This window comes from Blastococcus haudaquaticus, from assembly GCF_900230285.1.
Taxonomy (GTDB): Bacteria; Actinomycetota; Actinomycetes; order Mycobacteriales; family Geodermatophilaceae; genus Blastococcus_B; species Blastococcus_B haudaquaticus.
In genome coordinates this window covers 821,383-839,057 of record NZ_OCNK01000002.1, presented here as the reverse complement: position 1 = coordinate 839,057, position 17,675 = coordinate 821,383, and the positions used below count along the sequence as shown (strand labels likewise).

The window sequence follows — 17,675 nt, the reverse complement described above, 5'->3', positions numbered from 1 at the left end:
CGTCGATGAGCGCACCGGAGGGCCGGGCCGACCGGCCGGCACCCGCCCGCGGGGACGAAGCCGGCGAGCAGGCCGACGCGGCACCGGTCTTCGACCGCCACCTCGTGCTCGAACAGCTCGGCGGCTGGCGCGGGATGGTGGACGCCACCCTGCCGACGATCGCCTTCATCGTCGCCAACTCGCTCGACGGGCTGCGCACCGGCATCTGGGCGGCGCTGGCGGCGGCGCTGCTGGTGTTCCTCCTCCGGCTGGTGCGCCGCGAGAGCGTGCAGCAGGCGATCAGCGGGTTGTTCGCGGTCGGCATCGCGGTCGCCATCGCCGCGTTCACCGGGCAGGCGCGCGACTTCTACGTGCCGGGCATCATCCGCAACGCCGGGCTGGCCGTCGTGCTGCTCGGCTCGGTCGCCCTGCGGCGGCCGCTGGTGGGCGTCATCGCGGAGTTCCTGGCGCCGAGCCACCTCGGTTCCATGGCCTCGCACCGCCACTCCGTCCCGGGTCTGCGCGGCCGGGTGGACCGCGCCCGTGCGGTGCTCAACCCCAGCGCTCGCGACCCCGAGACCGGCCGGGCCACGCCGGACCCGGATCCCGAGCTGCCGTGGCGCGAGGACCCGCGGCTGCTGCGCGCCTACGGCTGGCTGACGGTCCTCTGGGGCGTGGTGTTCCTCGTCCGGGCCGCCGTCCAGTGGTACCTCTACCTGGGCAGCGAGAACAGCGACGCCACCGACCTCGGCGTGGTGTCCCTGCTGCTCGGCCTGCCGGTCACCGCGGTCGAGATCGTCGTGACGCTGTGGGTCGTGTCGCGCCTGCACCGCCACCGCGTCGAGAAGCCCGGCGCCGCCCGGGCCTGACGGGGCCCTACGCCGGGCCGGTGACGTCGGGCGACAGCACCGTCTTGAGCTGCTCCTCGACGTCGGCGTGGGTGACGAACAGCAGCTCGTCACCGGCCTCCAGGGGCTCGTCGGGTGTGGGAGTGATCACGCGCTCGCCCCGCAGGATCGCGGTCAGCACGGTCTCGCGGGGGAGGGGGACCTCGCGCAGCGGCTTGCCGACCCACGGGGTGTCCTCGGCCAGGGTGATCTCGACCAGGTTGGCCGCGCCCTTGCGGAAGCTCATGAGCCGGACGACGTCGCCCACGGTCACCGCCTCCTCGACGAGGGCCGCCAGCACGCGCGGGGTGGAGACGGCGACGTCGACCCCCCACGCCTCGGTGTAGAGCCACTCGTTGCGCGGGTCCTTCACCCGGGCGACCACGCGGTCGACCGCGAACTCGGTCTTGGCCAGCAGCGAGACGACGAGGTTCGCCTTGTCGTCACCGGTCGCGGCGACGACGACGTCGCAGGTGGCCAGCTGCGCCTCCTCGAGCGAGGACACCTCGCACGCGTCGGCCTGCACCCACTCCGCGCCGGGCACCGCACGGGTGCGCACCTTGCGGGGGTCCTTCTCGATCAGCATGACGGTGTGCCCGTTGCCGAGGAGCTCCCCAGCGATCGACCGGCCCACGGCGCCGGCGCCCACGATGGCGACGCGCATCAGCGCTGCCCTCCCTCGGCCGGGCGCTCGACGACCTGGTGCACGCGGTCGGTGATGTCGTCGGTGACGGCGACGACGAGCTGGTCGCCGTCCTGGAGCACCGTGGTGGCCGTCGGGAGCTGGGCCTCGCCGAAGCGGACCAGCCACGCGGCCCGCGCGCCCGAGGCCGCCTCGAGGTCGGCGAGCTTCCGGCCGATCCAGCCCTCGGTGACGGTGATCCGCATCAGCAGGACCTTGCCGGTGGGCTCCCGCCACAGCTCGCTGACCTTGACCGACAGGAGCTCGCGCAGCAGGCGGTTCACCGTCCACGGGACGGTCGCCACGCTGGGGATGCCCATGCGCTCGTAGACCTCGGCCCGCTTGGAGTCGTAGATGCGGGCGACGACGTGCTGGACGCCGAACGTCTCGCGGGCCACCCGGGCGCTGATGATGTTGGAGTTGTCGCCGCTGCTGACCGCGGCGAACGCGCCCGCCGAGTCCACCCCCGCGTCGAGCAGGGTCTGGCGGTCGAAGCCGAGGCCGGTCACCTGGCGGCCGGCGAAGTCCGGCCCGAGGCGACGGAACGCGGCGGGGTCCTGATCGATCACCGCGACGCTGTGCCCGACCTCCTCGAGGCGGCGGGCGATGGCGGAACCGACGCGTCCGCAGCCCATCACGACCACGTGCACGAAGTTCTCCTGTGGTGCTCGTCGCGCGGGCGCCGTCCGCCGCGCGTACCGGCGCGAAGCTACACCTCGCCGACGCCCTCCACGGGGCCGTGCGGGGTGACGTCCCCCTCCCGGGCGGCACGCGGCCTTCCGCTGCGGCCCAGGGCCTGCCGCGTCCGTACCATCGCCGCCGTGCCACGCCTGTCCGACCTCGGACACCTCCCGAAGCGGCTCGTCCTCGGACGCGCCGTGCGCAGCGACCGCCTCGGCGAGTCGCTGCTGCCCAAGCGACTCGCGCTGCCCATCTTCGCCAGCGACCCGCTCTCCTCCGTGGCCTATGCCACGCAGGAGATCCTGATCGTGCTGACACTGGCCGGGACGGCGTTCCTCTACCTGGCGCCCTGGTTGGCCGTCGGAGTGGTGCTGCTGCTGGCCACGGTGGTGCTCTCCTACCGGCAGGTGGTGCGGGCCTACCCGTCGGGCGGTGGTGACTACGAGGTCGCCATGAAGAACCACGGGCAGTTCGCGGGCCTGACGGTGGCCAGCGCGCTGCTCGTCGACTACGTGCTCACCGTCGCGGTGTCCGTGGCGGCGGGCACCGACAACATCATCTCGGCGTTCCCCACTCTCAACGAGCACCGCGTGGCGATCGCGGTGGGGCTGGTGGCGCTGCTGGCGGCGGCCAACCTGCGCGGCCTGCGGGAGTCGGGACGGACGTTCGCCGCGCCGACGTACCTGTTCATCAGCGGCATCCTGGTGCTGATCGCGACGGCGCTGGTGCGCGACTTCCTCACCGACTCCCCGGTGATCGCCGAGAGCGCCGGCTGGACGATCGTCCCGGAGGACGGGTACGGGCAGCTCACCGGTCTGGCGCTGCTGTTCTTCGTGCTGCGCGCGTTCGCCTCCGGGTGCACGGCGCTGACCGGGGTGGAGGCGATCGCCAACGGCGTCCCCGCGTTCAAGCCGCCGAAGAGCAGGAACGCGGCCACCACGCTCGCCCTGATGGGGGGCATTGCGGCCACCATGTTCGCCGGGGTGACCGCGGTCGCGCTGCTGGCCGACGTGAAGTACGCGGAGAACACCTGCGACCTGGTCGGCTTCGCCGGGAACTGCGAGACCGACCCCCAGCGGACCGTCATCGCCCAGATCGCGGCGGCGACCTTCGGCGGGGACACGTCGGTGGGCTTCTTCTACATCCAGGCCGCGACCGCGCTGGTGCTCGTCCTCGCGGCGAACACCGCCTTCAACGGCTTCCCCCTGCTGGGCTCGGTGCTCGCGCAGGACCGTTTCCTGCCCCGCCAGCTGCACACCCGTGGCGACAAGCTGGTCTACAGCAACGGCATCCTGCTGCTGGCCGGCTTCGCGGCCCTGCTGATCGCGGCCTTCGACGCCGACGTCAACAGGCTGATCCAGATGTACATCGTGGGCGTCTTCACCAGCTTCTCGATCGGCCAGTGGGGCATGGTGCGGCACTGGAACCGGGAGCTGCGCCAGGAGACCGATGCGGCGGCACGCGGCCGGATGCGCCGGTCCCAGGCGATCAACGCGGTGGGTGGCAGCCTCACCACCATCGTGCTGGTGATCATCGTGCTGACGAAGTTCACCCGCGGTGCCTGGCTGGTGCTGCTCGTGATGCCGGTGCTCTTCCTGCTCATGCGGGCCATCAACCGCCACTACTCCAACGTCTCCGACCAGCTGACCCCGGACACGGACTCGCGGATGCTGCCCAGCAAGGTGCACGCGATCGTGCTGGTCTCGAAGGTGCACAAGCCGACGCTGCGGGCCCTCGCCTTCGCCCGCGCCACGCGGCCCGACGTCCTCACCGCGCTCACCGTCAACGTCGACGACGCCGACACCCGCTCGCTGCAGGGGGACTGGGAGCGCTACGACATCCCGGTCCCGCTGACCGTCGTGGAGTCGCCGTACCGGGAGATCACCCGGCCGGTGCTCGACTACGTGAAGGCGATCCGGCGGGACAGCCCGCGCGAGCTCGTCGTGGTCTTCGTGCCCCAGTACGTCGTCGGCCACTGGTGGGAGAACGTGCTGCACAACCAGAGCGCGCTGCGGCTGCGGGCCCGCCTGCAGTTCATGCCGGGCGTCATGATCACCACCGTGCCATGGCAGCTGGAGAGCTCGGTCGGCCGGGACGACCTCGACGGACTCGGGTCGGGCCCCGCGCCGGGCGACGTCCGGCGGGGGCTGACCGCCGACGAGGTCGACACCTCCCCGTACGGCTGATCCCGTGACCGACAAGGGACTGGGGTGGTCCGGCAGGGAGTTCGAGGTGACCGTCGGGCCGGTGGCCCACGGCGGTCACTTCGTGGCGCGGCACGAGGGTCGGGTCGTCTTCGTCCGGCACAGCCTTCCCGGTGAGCGGGTGGTGGTGCGGGTGACCGAGGACCGGCATCCCGGGTTCTGCCGTGCCGACGCGATCGAGGTCCTCGAGGCCGCACCCGCGCGCGTGGAGCGGCCCTGTCCCTACAGCGGCCCCGGGCGGTGCGGTGGCTGCGACTGGCAGCACGTCGCCCCGGCCGAGCAGCGGCGGCTCAAGGCCGCCGTGGTGCGGGAGCAGCTGGCCCGGCTGGCGGGGCTCGACGACGTCGAGGTGACGGTCGAGGAACTCGCGGGCGGACCGCTGCGCTGGCGGTCGCGAGCCCGGTTCGCCGTCGACCGGTCCGGCGCCCCCGGGCTGCGGCGGCACCGCTCGCACGACGTCGTCCTCCTCGACGACTGCCCGATCACGGTGGAGCCGGCGGCCGCCGCGGTCCTGCAGCGGCGCTGGCCCGGCGCTGGGGCGGTGGACGTCGCGATCGACTCCACCGGCGCGGTGACGACCACCCGGCTGGACCGGCGGGGGCACCCGACGTCGAGCCGGGTCGTCCGGCCCGGCGGCGAGCTGCCCGAGGAGCCGGTCGGCCGCGCCGAGCGTCGGGCGGGCGGGCGCGACTGGGAGGTCGAGGGCACCGGCTTCTGGCAGGTGCACCCCGCCGCCGCGGACGCGCTCGTCGGCGCCGTCGCGGAGTACGCCGCGGTGCGGGCAGGGGAGACGGTGCTGGACCTCTACGCCGGGGCCGGCCTGTTCGGCGGCGCGCTGGCTCCCGGGGTGGGCACGGAGGGGCGCGTGGTGTGCGTGGAGGCCGATCCCGGCGCCTGCGCCGCGGCGGACGCCAATCTGGCCGACCTCCCGCAGGCGGAGGTGTGGCAGGGCGATGTCGACGCCGAGGGGCTGGGCGAGCTCCTGGACGAGCTGGGCACCCCCGATGTCGTCGTCCTGGACCCGCCGCGGTCGGGAGCCGGGCCCGCGGTCAGCCGGCTGCTGGCCGGCGCGGGTGCGCGTGCCGTCGTCTACGTCGCCTGCGATCCGGCGGCGCTGGCCCGCGACGTCGCTGCGTTCGGCGAGGCGGGGTACCGACTGGCCGGCATCCGCGGCTTCGACGCGTTCCCCATGACGGCGCACGTGGAGGCCGTCGCGCTGCTCGTCCCGGAGCAGCCGACGTCTGTGTGAACGGGTTACATGAACCGGCGAGCGCTGGGTACGGTGCGCGCCATGGCCCGTACCACCGCCTTCGTCGGGGCTGCCGCCATCCTCGCGCTGGGTGGCTTCGCCGCCCTCCCCGATGACGAGCCGAAGTACCTCGGGGACATGCCCTCCTCGCTGGAGCAGCCGGCCGCCGAGCGCCCGCCGGCACCCCGGTCGGATCCCGGCCCCGCGGCCGGCGGGCCCCCGGATCCGGTGCAGGGCCCGACCCCGGTCGTCCCGGAGGCACCGGCAGGGGTCGGCGGTGTGCCGGGGGAGCGGGTGCCCGCCCCGGCCGCCGACACCTCGCTCGACATCCAGGCCGGCAGCAGCGGCAACGGCAGCGGCGCCCCGACGCCGGGCCTGCCCCCGTTCTTCGACGACATCATCGACACCGTCGAGGAGATCGCGAACTGCGCCGTTGACCTGATCCTCGACCTCCCCGACGGGGTCCGGATCGACTGCCTCACAGGGCTGGAGCTGCCCCCGCTCCCCGCCCTCCCCGGAGGCCCGCTGCTGGGCGGGACGACCCCCTGACGACGGGGGCGCTCCACCCGCCGTGGGCGCCCCGATAGATTCGGGGCGTGCCCACATGGGAATACGCCTCCGTCATCACTGCCAACGACGCCGAGTCACAGCGGGCCGGCGTCAGCATCAAGCTCCCCGGCGGACAGTCCGAACGCCAGCAGGGTGACACCAGCTCCGTCCTCAACCGTCTCGGTGCCGAGGGCTGGGAACTGGTGAGCTACCACTCCAGCGGCGCGGGCACGTGGGGTTTCGAGCAGTTCTGGCTCAAGCGGCAATCCAGTTCCTGACCGGGTCGCCGAACGCCGAACCGCCACTCAGAGGCTGCGGACCAGGCCGCCGTCGCAGCGCACCGCGGTGCCGGTGACGTAGCCGGCAGCCGCGCTGCACAGGAAGGCCGCCACCGCACCGAACTCCTCCGGGCGGCCGTAGCGCCCGGCCGGGATGGTGGCCAGGGACGCCGTCCGGACCTGCTTCACCGACGTCCCGGAGCGTTCGGCGGCTGCCTCGTCGAGCTCGGCCACCCGGCCGGTCGCGATCCGGCCGGGCAGCAGCAGGTTCGCCGTCACCCCGTCGGCGGCCACCTCAGCGGCCAGTGTCTTCAGCCACCCGGCGAGCGCCGCCCGCCCCAGATTGGAGGCCGCCAGGTTCGGCAGTGGCGCGGCCACTCCGCTGGAGCCGACCGCGAGCAGCCGGCCCCAACCGCGGTCCCGCATACCGGGCAGCACCGCCGCGACCAGCCGCCGGTGGGGCCGCAGCAGCGCCGCGATCGCGCCGTCGACGTCCTGATCGGTCAGGCCGGCGGCCGTCCCGGGGCGTGGCCCCGGCCCGTTCAGCACCGCGACGTCGACCGGCCCGAACTCCGACTCGGCCGCGGCAACCAGCGACGCCGGCCCGTCGCCGGCGGTGAGGTCGATCTCGACCCCGACGGCCCGCGGCAGCTCCGCGGCGATCCGCCGAGCCTCCGCCCCGCGGCGGCCGGACACCACGACTGCGGCCCCCTCGGCGGCCAGCGCACGGGCCACCGCCTCACCCAGGCCGCCGGTGGAGGCGGCGACCACCGCCGTCCGGCCGGTCAACCCCAGGTCCATCAGGCGGTCCCGGTCGTGGGGTCGTCGAGGGCATCGACCTGGGCGACCAGCTGCTCGCGCAGCGCTGGGGGCATCCCCGGGGACGGCGGTCGCACCGCCGCATCCGCGATCAGCCCGCGGCGCAGCAGGCACTCCTTGCGGATGGCCAGTCCGATGCCCGGCTGCTGTTCAAAGGCGATCAGCGGCAGGTAGGGCGCGAACGCCGTCCGGGCCGCCGCGAAGCCGCCCTCCTCCCAGGCACGGATGCACGCCACCAGTCCCTCCGGGAAGGAGAACCCCGTCATCGCTCCGGCAGCCCCCATGGCCAGCTCGTCGAGCAGGCCGAGGCCGCCGAGCCCGCCGAACACCGGGACGTCCAGCCGCCTGGTGAGCGCGGCGACGGCCGCCGCGGTGGGTGGCGACTCGGCCTTGACCGCCGCGACGAAATCCAGCCCGGTGAGCGCCGAGACCAGGTCCTCACCGCCGATCCGCACGCCACTGGCCACCGGGTAGTCCTGGACCACCACGGCGGCGCCGGTGACGTCGTGCACCTCCTGCAGGTGTGCGCGCAGCACGTCGGCGCCGGCGGAGTGCACCTGCACCATCACGGCCGACAGCCGGTCGCCCGCGACCTCCTGGGCCGCCAGGACCTCGTCCAGCAACGGGGCGGTGGCCAGTGACGTGGCGCCCACGACGAGCGGCAGGCCGACGGCGTCCACCACCGCGGCCAGGACCGCACGTCGCTCGGCCGTGGACAGCCGGGCCGCCTCACCGAACACCCCGAGCACGGTCAGTCCGGTGGCGCCGGCGGCCTCGAGGTGGCCGGCCAGCCGGGCCAGGCTGTCGAGGTCCAGCTCCTGCTGCCGGCCGGTGAAGGGGGTGGCCAGCACCCCCCACACACCCGGCGCGAGTGCGGCGTCCGCCATCGGGGATCAGCCCTCCGCGTCGAAGTACGCCTGGGCGCCCGGGTGCATCGGCACGTCACCGGTGTCCGTCGCGGTCTCGGCGGAGATGTTCTCCGCCTCCGGGTGCACCTGCGCCAGGGCGTCCAGGTTCTCGAAGAGCGCCCGGGTCACCTCCTCGGCGACGTCCTCGGGCATCGCGTCGCTGACCACCAGCAGGTTGGGCACGGCGATCGTGGCGACGTCCTCGGGCAGGCCGTAGGTGTCGGCCGGGATGGTCCCCTCGGTGTAGGCCTCGCCGAAGGTGTCCTGCATCTTGGGCAGCTCCTCGTCCAGCGGCAGCATCTTCACGTCGCCGCCCATCGAGGTGACCAGGTCGGTGATGCCGCCCGTCGGCAGCCCGCCCGACCAGACCAGCGCGTCGATGGAGCCGTCCTTCATGCCCTGCACGCTCTCCGGCAGGCCCAGGCGGAGCTGCTCGATGTCCGAGGCGGCGAGGTCGTTGACCTCCAGCAGCCGCAGCGCGATGTTCTCGGTGCCGGAGTTCGGCGAGCCGGTGGACACCGCCTTGCCCGCCATGTCGGCGATGGAGTCGATGCCGGCGTCGGCGCGGACGAACACCTGGGTGTAGTTGTCGTAGATGCGGGCCAGCGCCTGGACCGACTGATCCTCGCCCTCGAAACCTCCCGCGCCGTTGACCGCGTCGGCGGCGGTGTCGGCCAGGGTGAACCCGATGTCGCTGTCTCCGGCGCAGACCAGGCGGATGTTCTCCGCGGATGCGTTGGTCGCCTCGGCCGTGGCCTCCGTGCCCTCGACGTTCTCCGTCAGCAGGTTGGCCATGCCGCCGCCCAGGATGTAGTACACGCCGGTGGTATTGCCGGTGGCGATCGACAGCCGACCGCCGCCGGCGGGCTCCGCGCAGCCGGGACCCCCGCCCTCGGCGGAGCCACCCCCACCTCCTCCGCCGCCGCCGGCTTCACCGCAACCGGCGAGCGCGAGGAGAGTGGCGGAAGCCAGGGCCAGCAGGGCGGTGGGGCGGGATTTCCTCACGGGGTGACCTCCGAGGTCGGGGTGGATGGGGTGGAGCCGGATGGGCGGGTGGTCTGGTCCGTCCCGTCGTCGGGACCCTGCGACTCGGGCGGCGAGCCGCCCACCCCCCGGCGCCGACGACCGAGCAGGTGCACCACGACCGCCAGCACCAGGGCACCCAGGCCGATGAGCACGGTCGTCGTCTCCAGGTAGAGCAGCAGGACGGCGGCGACGGCGGCCAGCACCCGCTCCGGCAGGCCGGCCGGGCCGAGCAGCCACTTGCCGGTGACGACGGCCAGGGCGGCGACTGCGAGCGCCGACACGGCGGTGGCCAGCAGGACGGTGCCCGCCCCGCCCTGGCCGAGCAGGCCTTGGCCGTTGGTGGTGAGCACGAACGCCAGCGGCACGAGGAAGGCGGGCAGCGTGTACTTGAAGGTCATGATCATCGTCTTGAAGGCGTTGCCGCCGGTGATGGCGGCCGCGGCCACCGCGGCCAGCGCGGTCGGCGGGCTGACCTCGGAGAGCACCGCGTAGTAGAAGACGAACATGTAGGCCTCGGGCGTGGACACGCCCAGCGTGGTGAGCGCCGGGGCGATGATCACCGCCGCGATGATGAACGACGCCGTGACCGGCACCGCCAGTCCGAGCAGGAGGACCGCGATGGCGGCCAGGACGCAGGTGATCAGCAACTGGGCCGTCGGGTTGTCGGCGATCAGTCCGGCCAGGTCCACGATGATCGCGGACAGGTCCAGGCCCAGACCGGTGAGGGTCAGCACCGCCACGATCAGGCCGGCCGCGGCCGTGGTCGCCGCCACGGGCAGCACGCCGGCGGCGCCCTTCGCCAGCGCGTCGAACACGCGGGGCGGTGTCATCCGTCGCCTGCGGTCCAGGAAGGACAGCGCGAACGCGAGCGCCGTGGCGTAGACGACGGCCTTGAACGCCGACTGGTCCAATGCCAGGAGGACGACGATGACGATGAGCGAGCTGAAGTGGTAGCCGAAGCGGCCGAGCAGCCGCCAGAAGCTCTGCCGCTCCATCTGCACCGCCTGCACCCCGAACCGGCGGGCGTCGAACTCCACCGCCAGGAAGATGCCCAGGTAGTAGAGCAGCGTGGGGATGAGCGCGTAGCCGAGGACCTGCAGGTAGGAGACGCGCAGCAGCTCGGCGATGATGAACGCGGCGGCGCCCAGGGTCGGCGGCGACAGGATCGCGCCGATGCCCGCGGCGGCCAGCACGCCACCGGCGGACTCCCGGGGGTACCCGGCCCGCTTGAGGATCGGCCAGGACACGCTGCCCAGGCTGACCGCGGTCGCCGTCCCCGAGCCCGACACCGTGCCGAGCAGGAAGCCGGCCAGGGTGACCGTGCGCCCGGGCGCCGACCGCGAGCGGCGGAACGCGGCGAAGCTGATGTCGAGGAAGAACTGCCCGGCGCCGGAGTACTCCAGCACCGCGCCGTAGATCGTGAACAGGATGATGTACGTGGCCGCGACGTCCAGCGGGACGCCGTAGATGCCTTCGGTGCCCATCACGAAGGCCGAGGTCAGCCGGGGGTAGTCGTAGCCGCGGTGGCCGATCAGCCAGCCGTTGGGGATCAGGTTGCCCAAGAAGGCGTACGCGATGAACAGCAGGCAGATGACCGGGAGGACCGGTCCCACCGTGCGCCAGGTCGCGACGAGCACCAGCGCGCAGAGGGCCAGCCCGCAGATGGCATCGATGTACAGCGGCCGGAACCCGCGGGAGATGTACTCGTCGAAGCCGGCCAGCAGCGGCCAGAGGGTCACGAACAGCGAGACGGCTGCCAGCACCCAGTCCACCGGCCCGGGTCGGTCCGGGCCCTCGCTCCGGCCGCGCAGCACGCGCACGGCCGGGCGGTACAGCAGGAAGGTGAGGGGCAGGACGACGGCCAGGAAGACGATCCGGTACTGCAACGCGGGCACCGGGAAGAACACGTTCCACAGCGCGTAGACCGACAGCAGGGCGGCCACCACGCTGAGGCCGAGCCGCAGCCGTCCGTCGAGGACCCGCGCCGGCCGCTCCGCATCGGCCTCGGCGGGCACGTCCCCGAGCGCGCCCGGGCGCTCCGGCTCCTCGCCCACCGGGGCGGTCGCGGCTGTGGCCGGCCGGCTCTCCCGGTCGGCGGTCGAGCCGGTGGCCCGCTCGCCCGGGCTCGCGGCGTCTGCTCCCTGCGCAGTCACGGTGTGGCCTCCCTCACGTTCTCACCAGGGACCGTGACAGGATCCGTCGTTAGAGCCCAGTGCCGGGCGAGGACTTGACGTTCTCCTAACGTCGCCGGGCCGACCGGACCGGGATCGGAGGTGGGACGTGCGGGTGCTGGTGGTCGAGGACGACGACCGCGTGGCGGCGGCCCTGGGCGACGTGCTGCGCCGCCACGGCGTGCTCGTGCACCGCGTCTCCTCCGGGCAGGCGGCGCTAAGTTCGCACCGGGTCGACCTGGTGCTGCTGGACCTCGGGCTGCCCGACATGGACGGCCTGGCGGTCTGCCGGGCGCTGCGCCGGGTCGTCGACGTGCCCATCATCGCGGTCACCGCCCGGGCCGAGGAGCACGAACGGATCGCGGGACTGCGTGCCGGCGCCGACGACTACGTGGTCAAGCCCTACAGCAGCGCCGAGCTGCTGGCCCGGATGGAGGCGGTGCTGCGCCGCAGCCATCGGGCCGGTTCGGGCGGAGCTCCGGTTGCGGCCACCGCTCCCGATACCGTGGCGCCCGTGCCGGTCATCCGGCTGGGGGCGCTCGAGGTCGATCCGGATGCCCGGCGGGCCACGCTGTCCGGCGCGGAGCTGAAGCTGTCCCGCAAGGAGTTCGACCTGCTCGCCGTCCTGGCCGCCGCGAACGGCGCCGTGTGCGCTCGGGAGGCACTGCTGGACCGCGTCTGGGGAGCCACCCTCTTCGGCTCCACCCGGACGCTGGACGTGCACGTCGCCACCCTGCGCGCCAAGCTCGGCGTCCCCGACCTCGTGGAGACCGTCCGCGGCGTGGGCTACCGGATGCGCTCCGCCGTCCCGCTGCCGTGAGCGGGGGGCTCCTGTGAGGCGCCGCCTCATCGCCCTGTTCCTCGGCCTGGTCGCCCTGGTGCTGCTGGCGGTCGAGGTGCCGCTGGCGGCCGGCTACGCGCAGGCGCGCACCCAGGAGCTGCTGATCGACCGCACCGGCGACACCGCGCGGCTGGCCCGGCTCGCTGCGCCCGCCCTGGCGCGGGACGCGGTGGAGACCCTCGAGCCGGAGGTCCAGGCGTACGCCCGGCTCTACGGGATCCGGGTCGAGGTGCACGGCATCGACGGCGAGGTCCTGCTCAGCTCCGCACCCGGCCGGGCATCGTCGGCGACCGAGAGCCAGGAGCAGGCTCTCGCCCAGGCCCTGGCCGGCCGCCGGTCCAGCCCGCCGCAAACGGTGCTGCCCTGGCGGGCGTCCCCGGTGGCGGTCGCCGAGCCCGTCCTGCGCGGCAGCGAGGTCGCCGGCGCGGTCGTCACCGTCTCACCGGCCGGGCAGGTGGTCCGGGACGTCGTCCTCTACTGGGCGCTGCTGGTCGGGGCCGGGCTGCTCGTACTCGGCCTGGTGGCAGTGGCCACCTGGCCGCTGTCCCGGTGGATCCTGCGTCCCGTGCGCCGGCTGGACGACGCAGTGCACACGTTGACAACCGGCGACCTGGACGCCCGGGCCGAGGTGGGCCACGGCCCCCCGGAGCTGCGCCGGCTGATCACCGACTTCAACCGGATGGCCGAGGGGATCCGCACGTCGAGCGCACAGCAGCGAGCCCTCGTCGCCGACGTCTCCCACCAGCTGCGCAACCCCCTGACTGCTCTGCAGCTCCGGGTGGACGCGCTGGAGACCGGGCTGGTCCCCGAGGCCCGCGCCGACCACCGGCTGGCGATGGAGGAGATCCAGCGGCTCACCCAGGTGCTCGACGACACCCTGGCGATGGCCCGCGCACAGGAGGACCGCAGCGCCATGGTGGCCGTCGACGTGCGCGAATGCGTCCGCGAGCGGTTGCGGATGTGGAGCGACGCGGCCGAGGCCGGCGGCACCGAGATGCAACTGGCCGGCGACGGTTCGTCCTGGGTGCTCGCTCCCGCGGGCGTGCTGGAGCAGGTCCTGGACGCCGTGCTGCACAACGCGCTGCGGTTCACCCCCGGCGGCACCGTCGGGGTCTCGGTCGACCTCGTGGCCGGCGGGCAGGTCGAGCTGCGCGTGGCGGACGACGGGCCCGGTCTTCCGCCGGAGCAGTGTGCCGCGGCGACCCGGCGCTTCTGGCGGGGGGCCGACCAGCAGAACGTGCCCGGCTCCGGGCTCGGCCTGGCGATCGCCAGCACGCTGGTCGAACGCTGCGGCGGCGCGCTCGCCGTCCGCCCGGCCCGGCCGCACGGGTTGCAGGTGGTGATCCGCCTGCCCCGGCTCGAGATGGCAGCTCCGGCACCGGCCGATCGGACCGTGGGGCAGCCGGTGTCCGGCACGTCCGCTCATCCACCGCGGACGCCCGGTTTGGCCGCCCGGTAGTAGGCGGCCGCCCCCGGGTGCAGCGACACCGGCGTCGTGGTGATGGCGCTGCGCTCGTCGAGGTGCCGGGCCTCCGGGTGTGCAGCCACCAGGTCCGCCTGGTGGCCGAACAACGTGGCCGTGACCGCCTCGGCCAGATCGTCGGGCATGTCGGCCCGGACCAGGAGCAGGTTCGGCACGCCGACGCCGCTCACGTCGGCCGACAGCCCGTAGACGCTGGCCCGGATGGTCTGCTCCACGACGTAGGGGGCATGGTCGGACCGCATGCCCACGAGCAGGTCGTCGGTAGGGAGCAGTCGCACGGGCACGGCGTCGACCAGCTCCTGGATGCCCTCCGTGGGCAGCCCGCCGGACCAGAAGAAGGCGTCCAGCCGGCCGCCGGCCAGGGCTTCGGCCGATCTGCCGACACCGAGTCGCTGGGTCAGCGCCGTGCGGTCGTCGGTGACCCCGGCCACCGCCAGCATCCGCAGCGCGGTGAGCTCGGTCCCGGAACCGGGGGCGCCGATCGAGACGCGCAGGCCGGCCAAGTCGGCGACTCGCTGGGCAGGGGAGTCGGCAGGGACGACGACGTGCACCGCGTTCGTGTACAGGCGGGCGATGGCCCGGACCGGGACCGGCGCGTCGAACGGCCCGGTGCCCGCGACCGCCTCGGCGGCGGTGTCGGCGAGCGCGAAGGCGATGTGAGCCCGGCCGTCGGCCAGTTGCCGGATGTTGTCGACGGAGCCGCTGGTGATCGCGGTGGTGACGGAGGTGCCGGGCAGTTCGGCGCCGAGCGCCTCGGCCAGGCCGCGGCCGTAGCGGTAGTAGACACCGGAGGACTCGCCGGCGGCGACGACGAGCGCACCGGGGGGATCGGCGACCTCCGGCCCGGAGGCACAGCCGTTGAGCAGCGCACCGAGCAGCCAGCAGGTGACCAGCACCGCGACCGTTCCAGGGCTGCGCCGCACACAGACCTCCCTGCCGCGCTGCCGGCGTCGTCGCCGACCGGCGACGACCCTAGTCGTGTCGCGGCCTCCTGCGGAGCTCAGCACGCGCATGACGATTCGAACACATGTGCGGCCCGGCGGTCGATCGTCCGGGCGGCGGGCCCACACTGAGCGGGTGGACGTCGCACTGCCCCCGGGCTGGCCGCCGGAGGTCCGGCCGCCGGGAGCCCCGGACTGGGAGCGGACGGCCGTCGCCTGGCTCTTCGACCTGGTCCCGCCCGACTACCGGGCGCACGAGGTGCTGCGCCGCTACCCGGTGCTGCTCGCGCGTTTCGCCGCCGACCACGTCGACGCCGGTCTCGAGGCTGCCCGCAAGGGCTGGCGCACGGTGCGCGTGGAGCTGGCCGACCAGTTGCCCGTCGAGGCCATCGAGGCGGCGATGACCGCCTACGAGCGAGAGGGCACCCGACTGGTGGCAGCAGCCCGCGGGGTCGAGGTCGTGGGTGGGGCGTTGCGCGGCGAGCGCTGGGTACCGCGACTGTGACGTGCATCCGGACGCGCTCCTCGATCCGAAGTGTCGGGAAAGCGCAGTTACAGTTGATCGGCGCCTGCTGAGCAGTGCGCTGCCGACCGAGAGGACACCGCGAGCCGTGCCGCTCCTGCGATCGCTCAAGGGTCCCGAGGACCTCAGGGGCCTGCCCGCCGACCAGCTCCCCGCCCTGGCGGCGGAGATCCGCGACGCCCTCGTCTCCAGCGTCGCCAAGACCGGCGGCCACCTCGGTCCCAACCTCGGTTGCGTCGAGTTGACCATCGCGCTGCACCGGGTGTTCGAGTCCCCGCGCGAGCCGATCGTCTTCGACACCGGGCACCAGTCCTACGTGCACAAGATGCTCACCGGCCGGACCGACGGCTTCGAGCGGCTCCGCCAGCGCGGCGGGCTCTCCGGTTACCCGAGCCGGGCCGAGAGCGAGCACGACTGGGTGGAGAACAGTCACGCGTCGACCTCGCTGTCCTACGCCGACGGGCTGGCCAAGGCCTTCGCCGTCCGCGGTGACTCGCGGCCCGTGGTGGCGGTCGTCGGCGACGGCGCCCTCACCGGCGGCATGGCCTGGGAGGCGCTGAACAACATCGCCGCCGCGCAGGACCGGCCGGTCATCATCGTCGTGAACGACAACGGCAGGTCGTACTCGCCGACCATCGGGGGCGTGGCTGACGCGCTGGCCACCCTCCGCCTGCGCCCCGGCTACGAGGACGCGCTGAACGCCGTCCGGCAGGCCCTGCACCGTGCGCCGGTCGTCGGCACCGCCCTGTACGACGCGCTGCACGCGATCAAGAAGGGCCTCAAGGACGTCCTCTCGCCGCAGGGCATGTTCGAGGACCTCGGCCTCAAGTACGTCGGGCCGGTCGACGGCCACGACATCAAGGCCATGGAGTCGGCGCTGCGCCGCGCCCGCTCGTTCGGCGGGCCGGTGATCGTCCACGCGGTCACCACCAAGGGCTTCGGCTACGCACCCGCCGAGACCGACCAGATCGACGCCTGGCACGCGACCGGGATCTTCGATCCGGACAGCGGCACCAGCACGGTCGCGGCCCGCGACTGGACGACGGCGTTCTCCGACGAGCTGGTGCGCATCGGCGCCGAGCGGTCCGACGTCGTGGCCATCACCGCGGCGATGCTGCACCCGACGGGGCTCGCCGCCTTCGCCGAGCGGTTCCCCGACCGGACCTTCGACGTCGGCATCGCCGAGCAGCACGCGCTGACCTCGGCGGCCGGCCTCGCCATGGGCGGCCTGCACCCCGTCGTGGCCGTCTACTCCACGTTCCTCAACCGGGCCTTCGACCAGCTGCTCATGGACGTGGCGCTGCACAAGCAGCCGGTCACCGTCGTCCTCGACCGGGCCGGGGTGACCGGGACCGACGGGGCCTCGCACAACGGCATGTGGGACATGTCGATCCTGTCGGTGGTCCCGGGCGTGCGGCTGGCCGCGCCGCGCGACGAGTCGACGCTGCGGGAGGCGCTGCGCGAGGCGGTCGCCGTCACCGACGGGCCGACCGTCGTCCGGTTCCCGAAGGGGCCGCCGCCGGTCGACATCCCGGCGCTCGAGCGGCGCGGACCGGTCGACGTGCTGCGCCGGGGGGATCGACCGGACGTGCTGCTCGTGGCCGTCGGCTCGATGGTGCCGATGTGCCTGGCCGTGGCCGAGCGCGCCGCCGACCACGGCATCGAGGTGACGGTGGTCGACCCGCGCTGGGTGCTGCCGGTCGCGCCCGAGCTCGTCGAGCTGGCCGCCGGCCACCGCCTGGCCGTCACCGTCGAGGACGGCGGGCGGGCCGGGGGAGTGGGCACCACGCTGACCCAGGCCCTGCAGGACCGCGAGTGCGACGTTCCGGTGCGGGCGGTGGGCCTGCCGCAGCAGTTCTTCGACCACGGCAGTCGGGGTCAGGTGCTGGCCGAGGCCGGGCTGACCGAGCAGGACGTCGCCCGCCGGATCGCGGAGTGGTCGGCGAAGCTCGGCGAGCGGACCGACGACCACGTCGCCGAGCCCGTGGACGGCGGCCGGTCATGACCATGATCGCCGAGATCCAGGTCGCGCCGTCCCCGCCGGGCACCGCGGAGAACCCGCACGCGCACGTGGAGGCCGCGATCGCGGTGATCCAGGCGTCCGGGCTCCGGTACGAGGTGGGTGCGCTGGGCACGACGCTGGAGGGCGAGGACGACGAGGTCTGGGCGACGCTTCGGGCCGCGCACGAGGCGATGCTCGCCGCGGGTGCCCAGGCCGGGCTGTCGCACGTGAAGGTCGCCTCGGTGAACCGCACCATGGACAGCCTGACGTCCAAGTTCCGCTAGGACACCCACCTGACGAGCGCCGCATCCCCTCGGGGGTGCGGCGCTCGCGTCGTCCTGGCGGGGACTGTTCGCCGTCCTCGTCTTCGGGTCGCCGTCCTCCTGTTGCAACGCGAGGACAGCGGCCTCTCTGTGAGGTCGCCGCCGTTGACATGTGACCATATGGTCACC

General features: G+C 73.7%; 17 protein-coding genes. 10 read left to right on the top strand and 7 right to left on the bottom strand.

Features of this window, described 5'->3' with window-relative positions:
* The first annotated feature begins 5 nt into the window (after positions 1-5).
* A complete protein-coding gene (locus tag CRP30_RS10650; RefSeq protein ID WP_097183872.1) occupies positions 6-848 on the top strand; it encodes a DUF3159 domain-containing protein in 843 nt (280 codons plus the stop codon).
* Between the two features lie 7 nt (positions 849-855).
* Here CRP30_RS10650 and CRP30_RS10645 read toward each other — a convergent pair whose 3' ends face one another.
* Both CRP30_RS10645 and CRP30_RS10640 read right to left on the bottom strand, forming a co-directional pair.
* Positions 856-1,530, bottom strand: a complete 675-nt coding sequence (locus tag CRP30_RS10645) for a potassium channel family protein (RefSeq protein ID WP_097183871.1) — start codon at positions 1,528-1,530, stop codon at positions 856-858.
* Positions 1,530-2,198 carry a potassium channel family protein gene (locus CRP30_RS10640; RefSeq protein ID WP_097183870.1) on the bottom strand — a complete coding sequence of 223 codons (669 nt, stop codon included), beginning with the start codon at positions 2,196-2,198 and terminating at the stop codon, positions 1,530-1,532. Before CRP30_RS10640 ends, CRP30_RS10645 begins: the two co-directional genes overlap by 1 nt.
* A gap of 171 nt (positions 2,199-2,369) precedes the next feature.
* On the opposite strand from CRP30_RS10640, the gene CRP30_RS10635 reads away from it, so the two are divergent.
* The 4 genes from CRP30_RS10635 to CRP30_RS10620 are packed head-to-tail and all read left to right on the top strand — an operon-like array spanning position 2,370 to position 6,509.
* Positions 2,370-4,415, top strand: a complete 2,046-nt coding sequence (locus CRP30_RS10635; RefSeq protein ID WP_097183869.1) for an APC family permease — start codon at positions 2,370-2,372, stop codon at positions 4,413-4,415.
* 4 nt (positions 4,416-4,419) lie between these two features.
* Entirely contained in the window at positions 4,420-5,682 is a 1,263-nt protein-coding gene (locus CRP30_RS10630; RefSeq protein ID WP_235003313.1) for a class I SAM-dependent RNA methyltransferase, read from the top strand.
* A gap of 42 nt (positions 5,683-5,724) precedes the next feature.
* A complete protein-coding gene (locus tag CRP30_RS22270) occupies positions 5,725-6,231 on the top strand; it encodes a hypothetical protein (protein WP_143278441.1) in 507 nt (168 codons plus the stop codon).
* A gap of 47 nt (positions 6,232-6,278) precedes the next feature.
* On the top strand, positions 6,279-6,509 hold the full coding sequence (locus CRP30_RS10620; RefSeq protein ID WP_097183867.1) for a DUF4177 domain-containing protein: 231 nt from the start codon (positions 6,279-6,281) through the stop codon (positions 6,507-6,509).
* Between the two features lie 27 nt (positions 6,510-6,536).
* On the opposite strand, the gene CRP30_RS10615 is transcribed toward CRP30_RS10620, so the two are convergent.
* From CRP30_RS10615 to CRP30_RS10600, 4 genes are read right to left on the bottom strand one after another with little or no spacing between them, the layout of a single operon-like run.
* Entirely contained in the window at positions 6,537-7,310 is a 774-nt protein-coding gene (locus CRP30_RS10615) for an SDR family oxidoreductase (protein ID WP_097183866.1), read from the bottom strand.
* Positions 7,310-8,215, bottom strand: coding sequence for a dihydrodipicolinate synthase family protein (locus CRP30_RS10610; protein WP_097183865.1), 906 nt, complete (start codon positions 8,213-8,215; stop codon positions 7,310-7,312). Before CRP30_RS10610 ends, CRP30_RS10615 begins: the two co-directional genes overlap by 1 nt.
* Before the next feature lie 6 nt (positions 8,216-8,221).
* On the bottom strand, positions 8,222-9,241 hold the full coding sequence (locus tag CRP30_RS10605) for a TAXI family TRAP transporter solute-binding subunit (RefSeq protein WP_200814658.1): 1,020 nt from the start codon (positions 9,239-9,241) through the stop codon (positions 8,222-8,224).
* Positions 9,238-11,415, bottom strand: a complete 2,178-nt coding sequence (locus CRP30_RS10600) for a TRAP transporter permease (protein WP_200814657.1) — start codon at positions 11,413-11,415, stop codon at positions 9,238-9,240. Before CRP30_RS10600 ends, CRP30_RS10605 begins: the two co-directional genes overlap by 4 nt.
* Positions 11,416-11,542: 127 nt before the next feature.
* Here CRP30_RS10600 and CRP30_RS10595 point away from each other — a divergent pair, with 127 nt between their 5' ends.
* Both CRP30_RS10595 and CRP30_RS10590 read left to right on the top strand, forming a co-directional pair.
* Positions 11,543-12,253, top strand: coding sequence for a response regulator transcription factor (locus tag CRP30_RS10595; protein WP_097183864.1), 711 nt, complete (start codon positions 11,543-11,545; stop codon positions 12,251-12,253).
* 13 nt (positions 12,254-12,266) lie between these two features.
* Positions 12,267-13,733, top strand: coding sequence for a sensor histidine kinase (locus CRP30_RS10590; protein WP_097183863.1), 1,467 nt, complete (start codon positions 12,267-12,269; stop codon positions 13,731-13,733).
* On the opposite strand, the gene CRP30_RS10585 is transcribed toward CRP30_RS10590, so the two are convergent.
* A complete protein-coding gene (locus CRP30_RS10585) occupies positions 13,697-14,680 on the bottom strand; it encodes a TAXI family TRAP transporter solute-binding subunit (RefSeq protein ID WP_159961680.1) in 984 nt (327 codons plus the stop codon). The genes CRP30_RS10590 and CRP30_RS10585 overlap by 37 nt on opposite strands.
* A gap of 154 nt (positions 14,681-14,834) precedes the next feature.
* Here CRP30_RS10585 and CRP30_RS10580 point away from each other — a divergent pair, with 154 nt between their 5' ends.
* The 3 genes from CRP30_RS10580 to CRP30_RS10570 all read left to right on the top strand — a co-directional run bounded on the left by CRP30_RS10580 (position 14,835) and on the right by CRP30_RS10570 (position 17,507).
* On the top strand, positions 14,835-15,203 hold the full coding sequence (locus CRP30_RS10580) for a hypothetical protein (RefSeq protein WP_097183861.1): 369 nt from the start codon (positions 14,835-14,837) through the stop codon (positions 15,201-15,203).
* A 106-nt stretch (positions 15,204-15,309) separates the two neighbouring features.
* Positions 15,310-17,226, top strand: coding sequence for a 1-deoxy-D-xylulose-5-phosphate synthase (gene dxs / locus CRP30_RS10575; protein WP_097183860.1), 1,917 nt, complete (start codon positions 15,310-15,312; stop codon positions 17,224-17,226).
* A complete protein-coding gene (locus CRP30_RS10570; RefSeq protein WP_097183859.1) occupies positions 17,223-17,507 on the top strand; it encodes a thiamine-binding protein in 285 nt (94 codons plus the stop codon). The genes dxs and CRP30_RS10570 overlap by 4 nt, the downstream gene beginning before the upstream one ends.
* The last annotated feature ends 168 nt before the right edge of the window (positions 17,508-17,675 follow it).

Bases quoted from the DNA above. Each gene is read 5' to 3' on its own strand.
- CRP30_RS10650 (WP_097183872.1), top strand. From the start codon at position 6: ATGAGCGCACCGGAGGGCCGGGCCGACCGGCCGGCACCCGCCCGCGGG.
- CRP30_RS10645 (WP_097183871.1), bottom strand. From the start codon at position 1,530: ATGCGCGTCGCCATCGTGGGCGCCGGCGCCGTGGGCCGGTCGATCGCT.
- CRP30_RS22270 (WP_143278441.1), top strand. From the start codon at position 5,725: ATGGCCCGTACCACCGCCTTCGTCGGGGCTGCCGCCATCCTCGCGCTG.
- CRP30_RS10615 (WP_097183866.1), bottom strand. From the start codon at position 7,310: ATGGACCTGGGGTTGACCGGCCGGACGGCGGTGGTCGCCGCCTCCACC.
- CRP30_RS10610 (WP_097183865.1), bottom strand. From the start codon at position 8,215: ATGGCGGACGCCGCACTCGCGCCGGGTGTGTGGGGGGTGCTGGCCACC.
- CRP30_RS10570 (WP_097183859.1), top strand. From the start codon at position 17,223: ATGACCATGATCGCCGAGATCCAGGTCGCGCCGTCCCCGCCGGGCACC.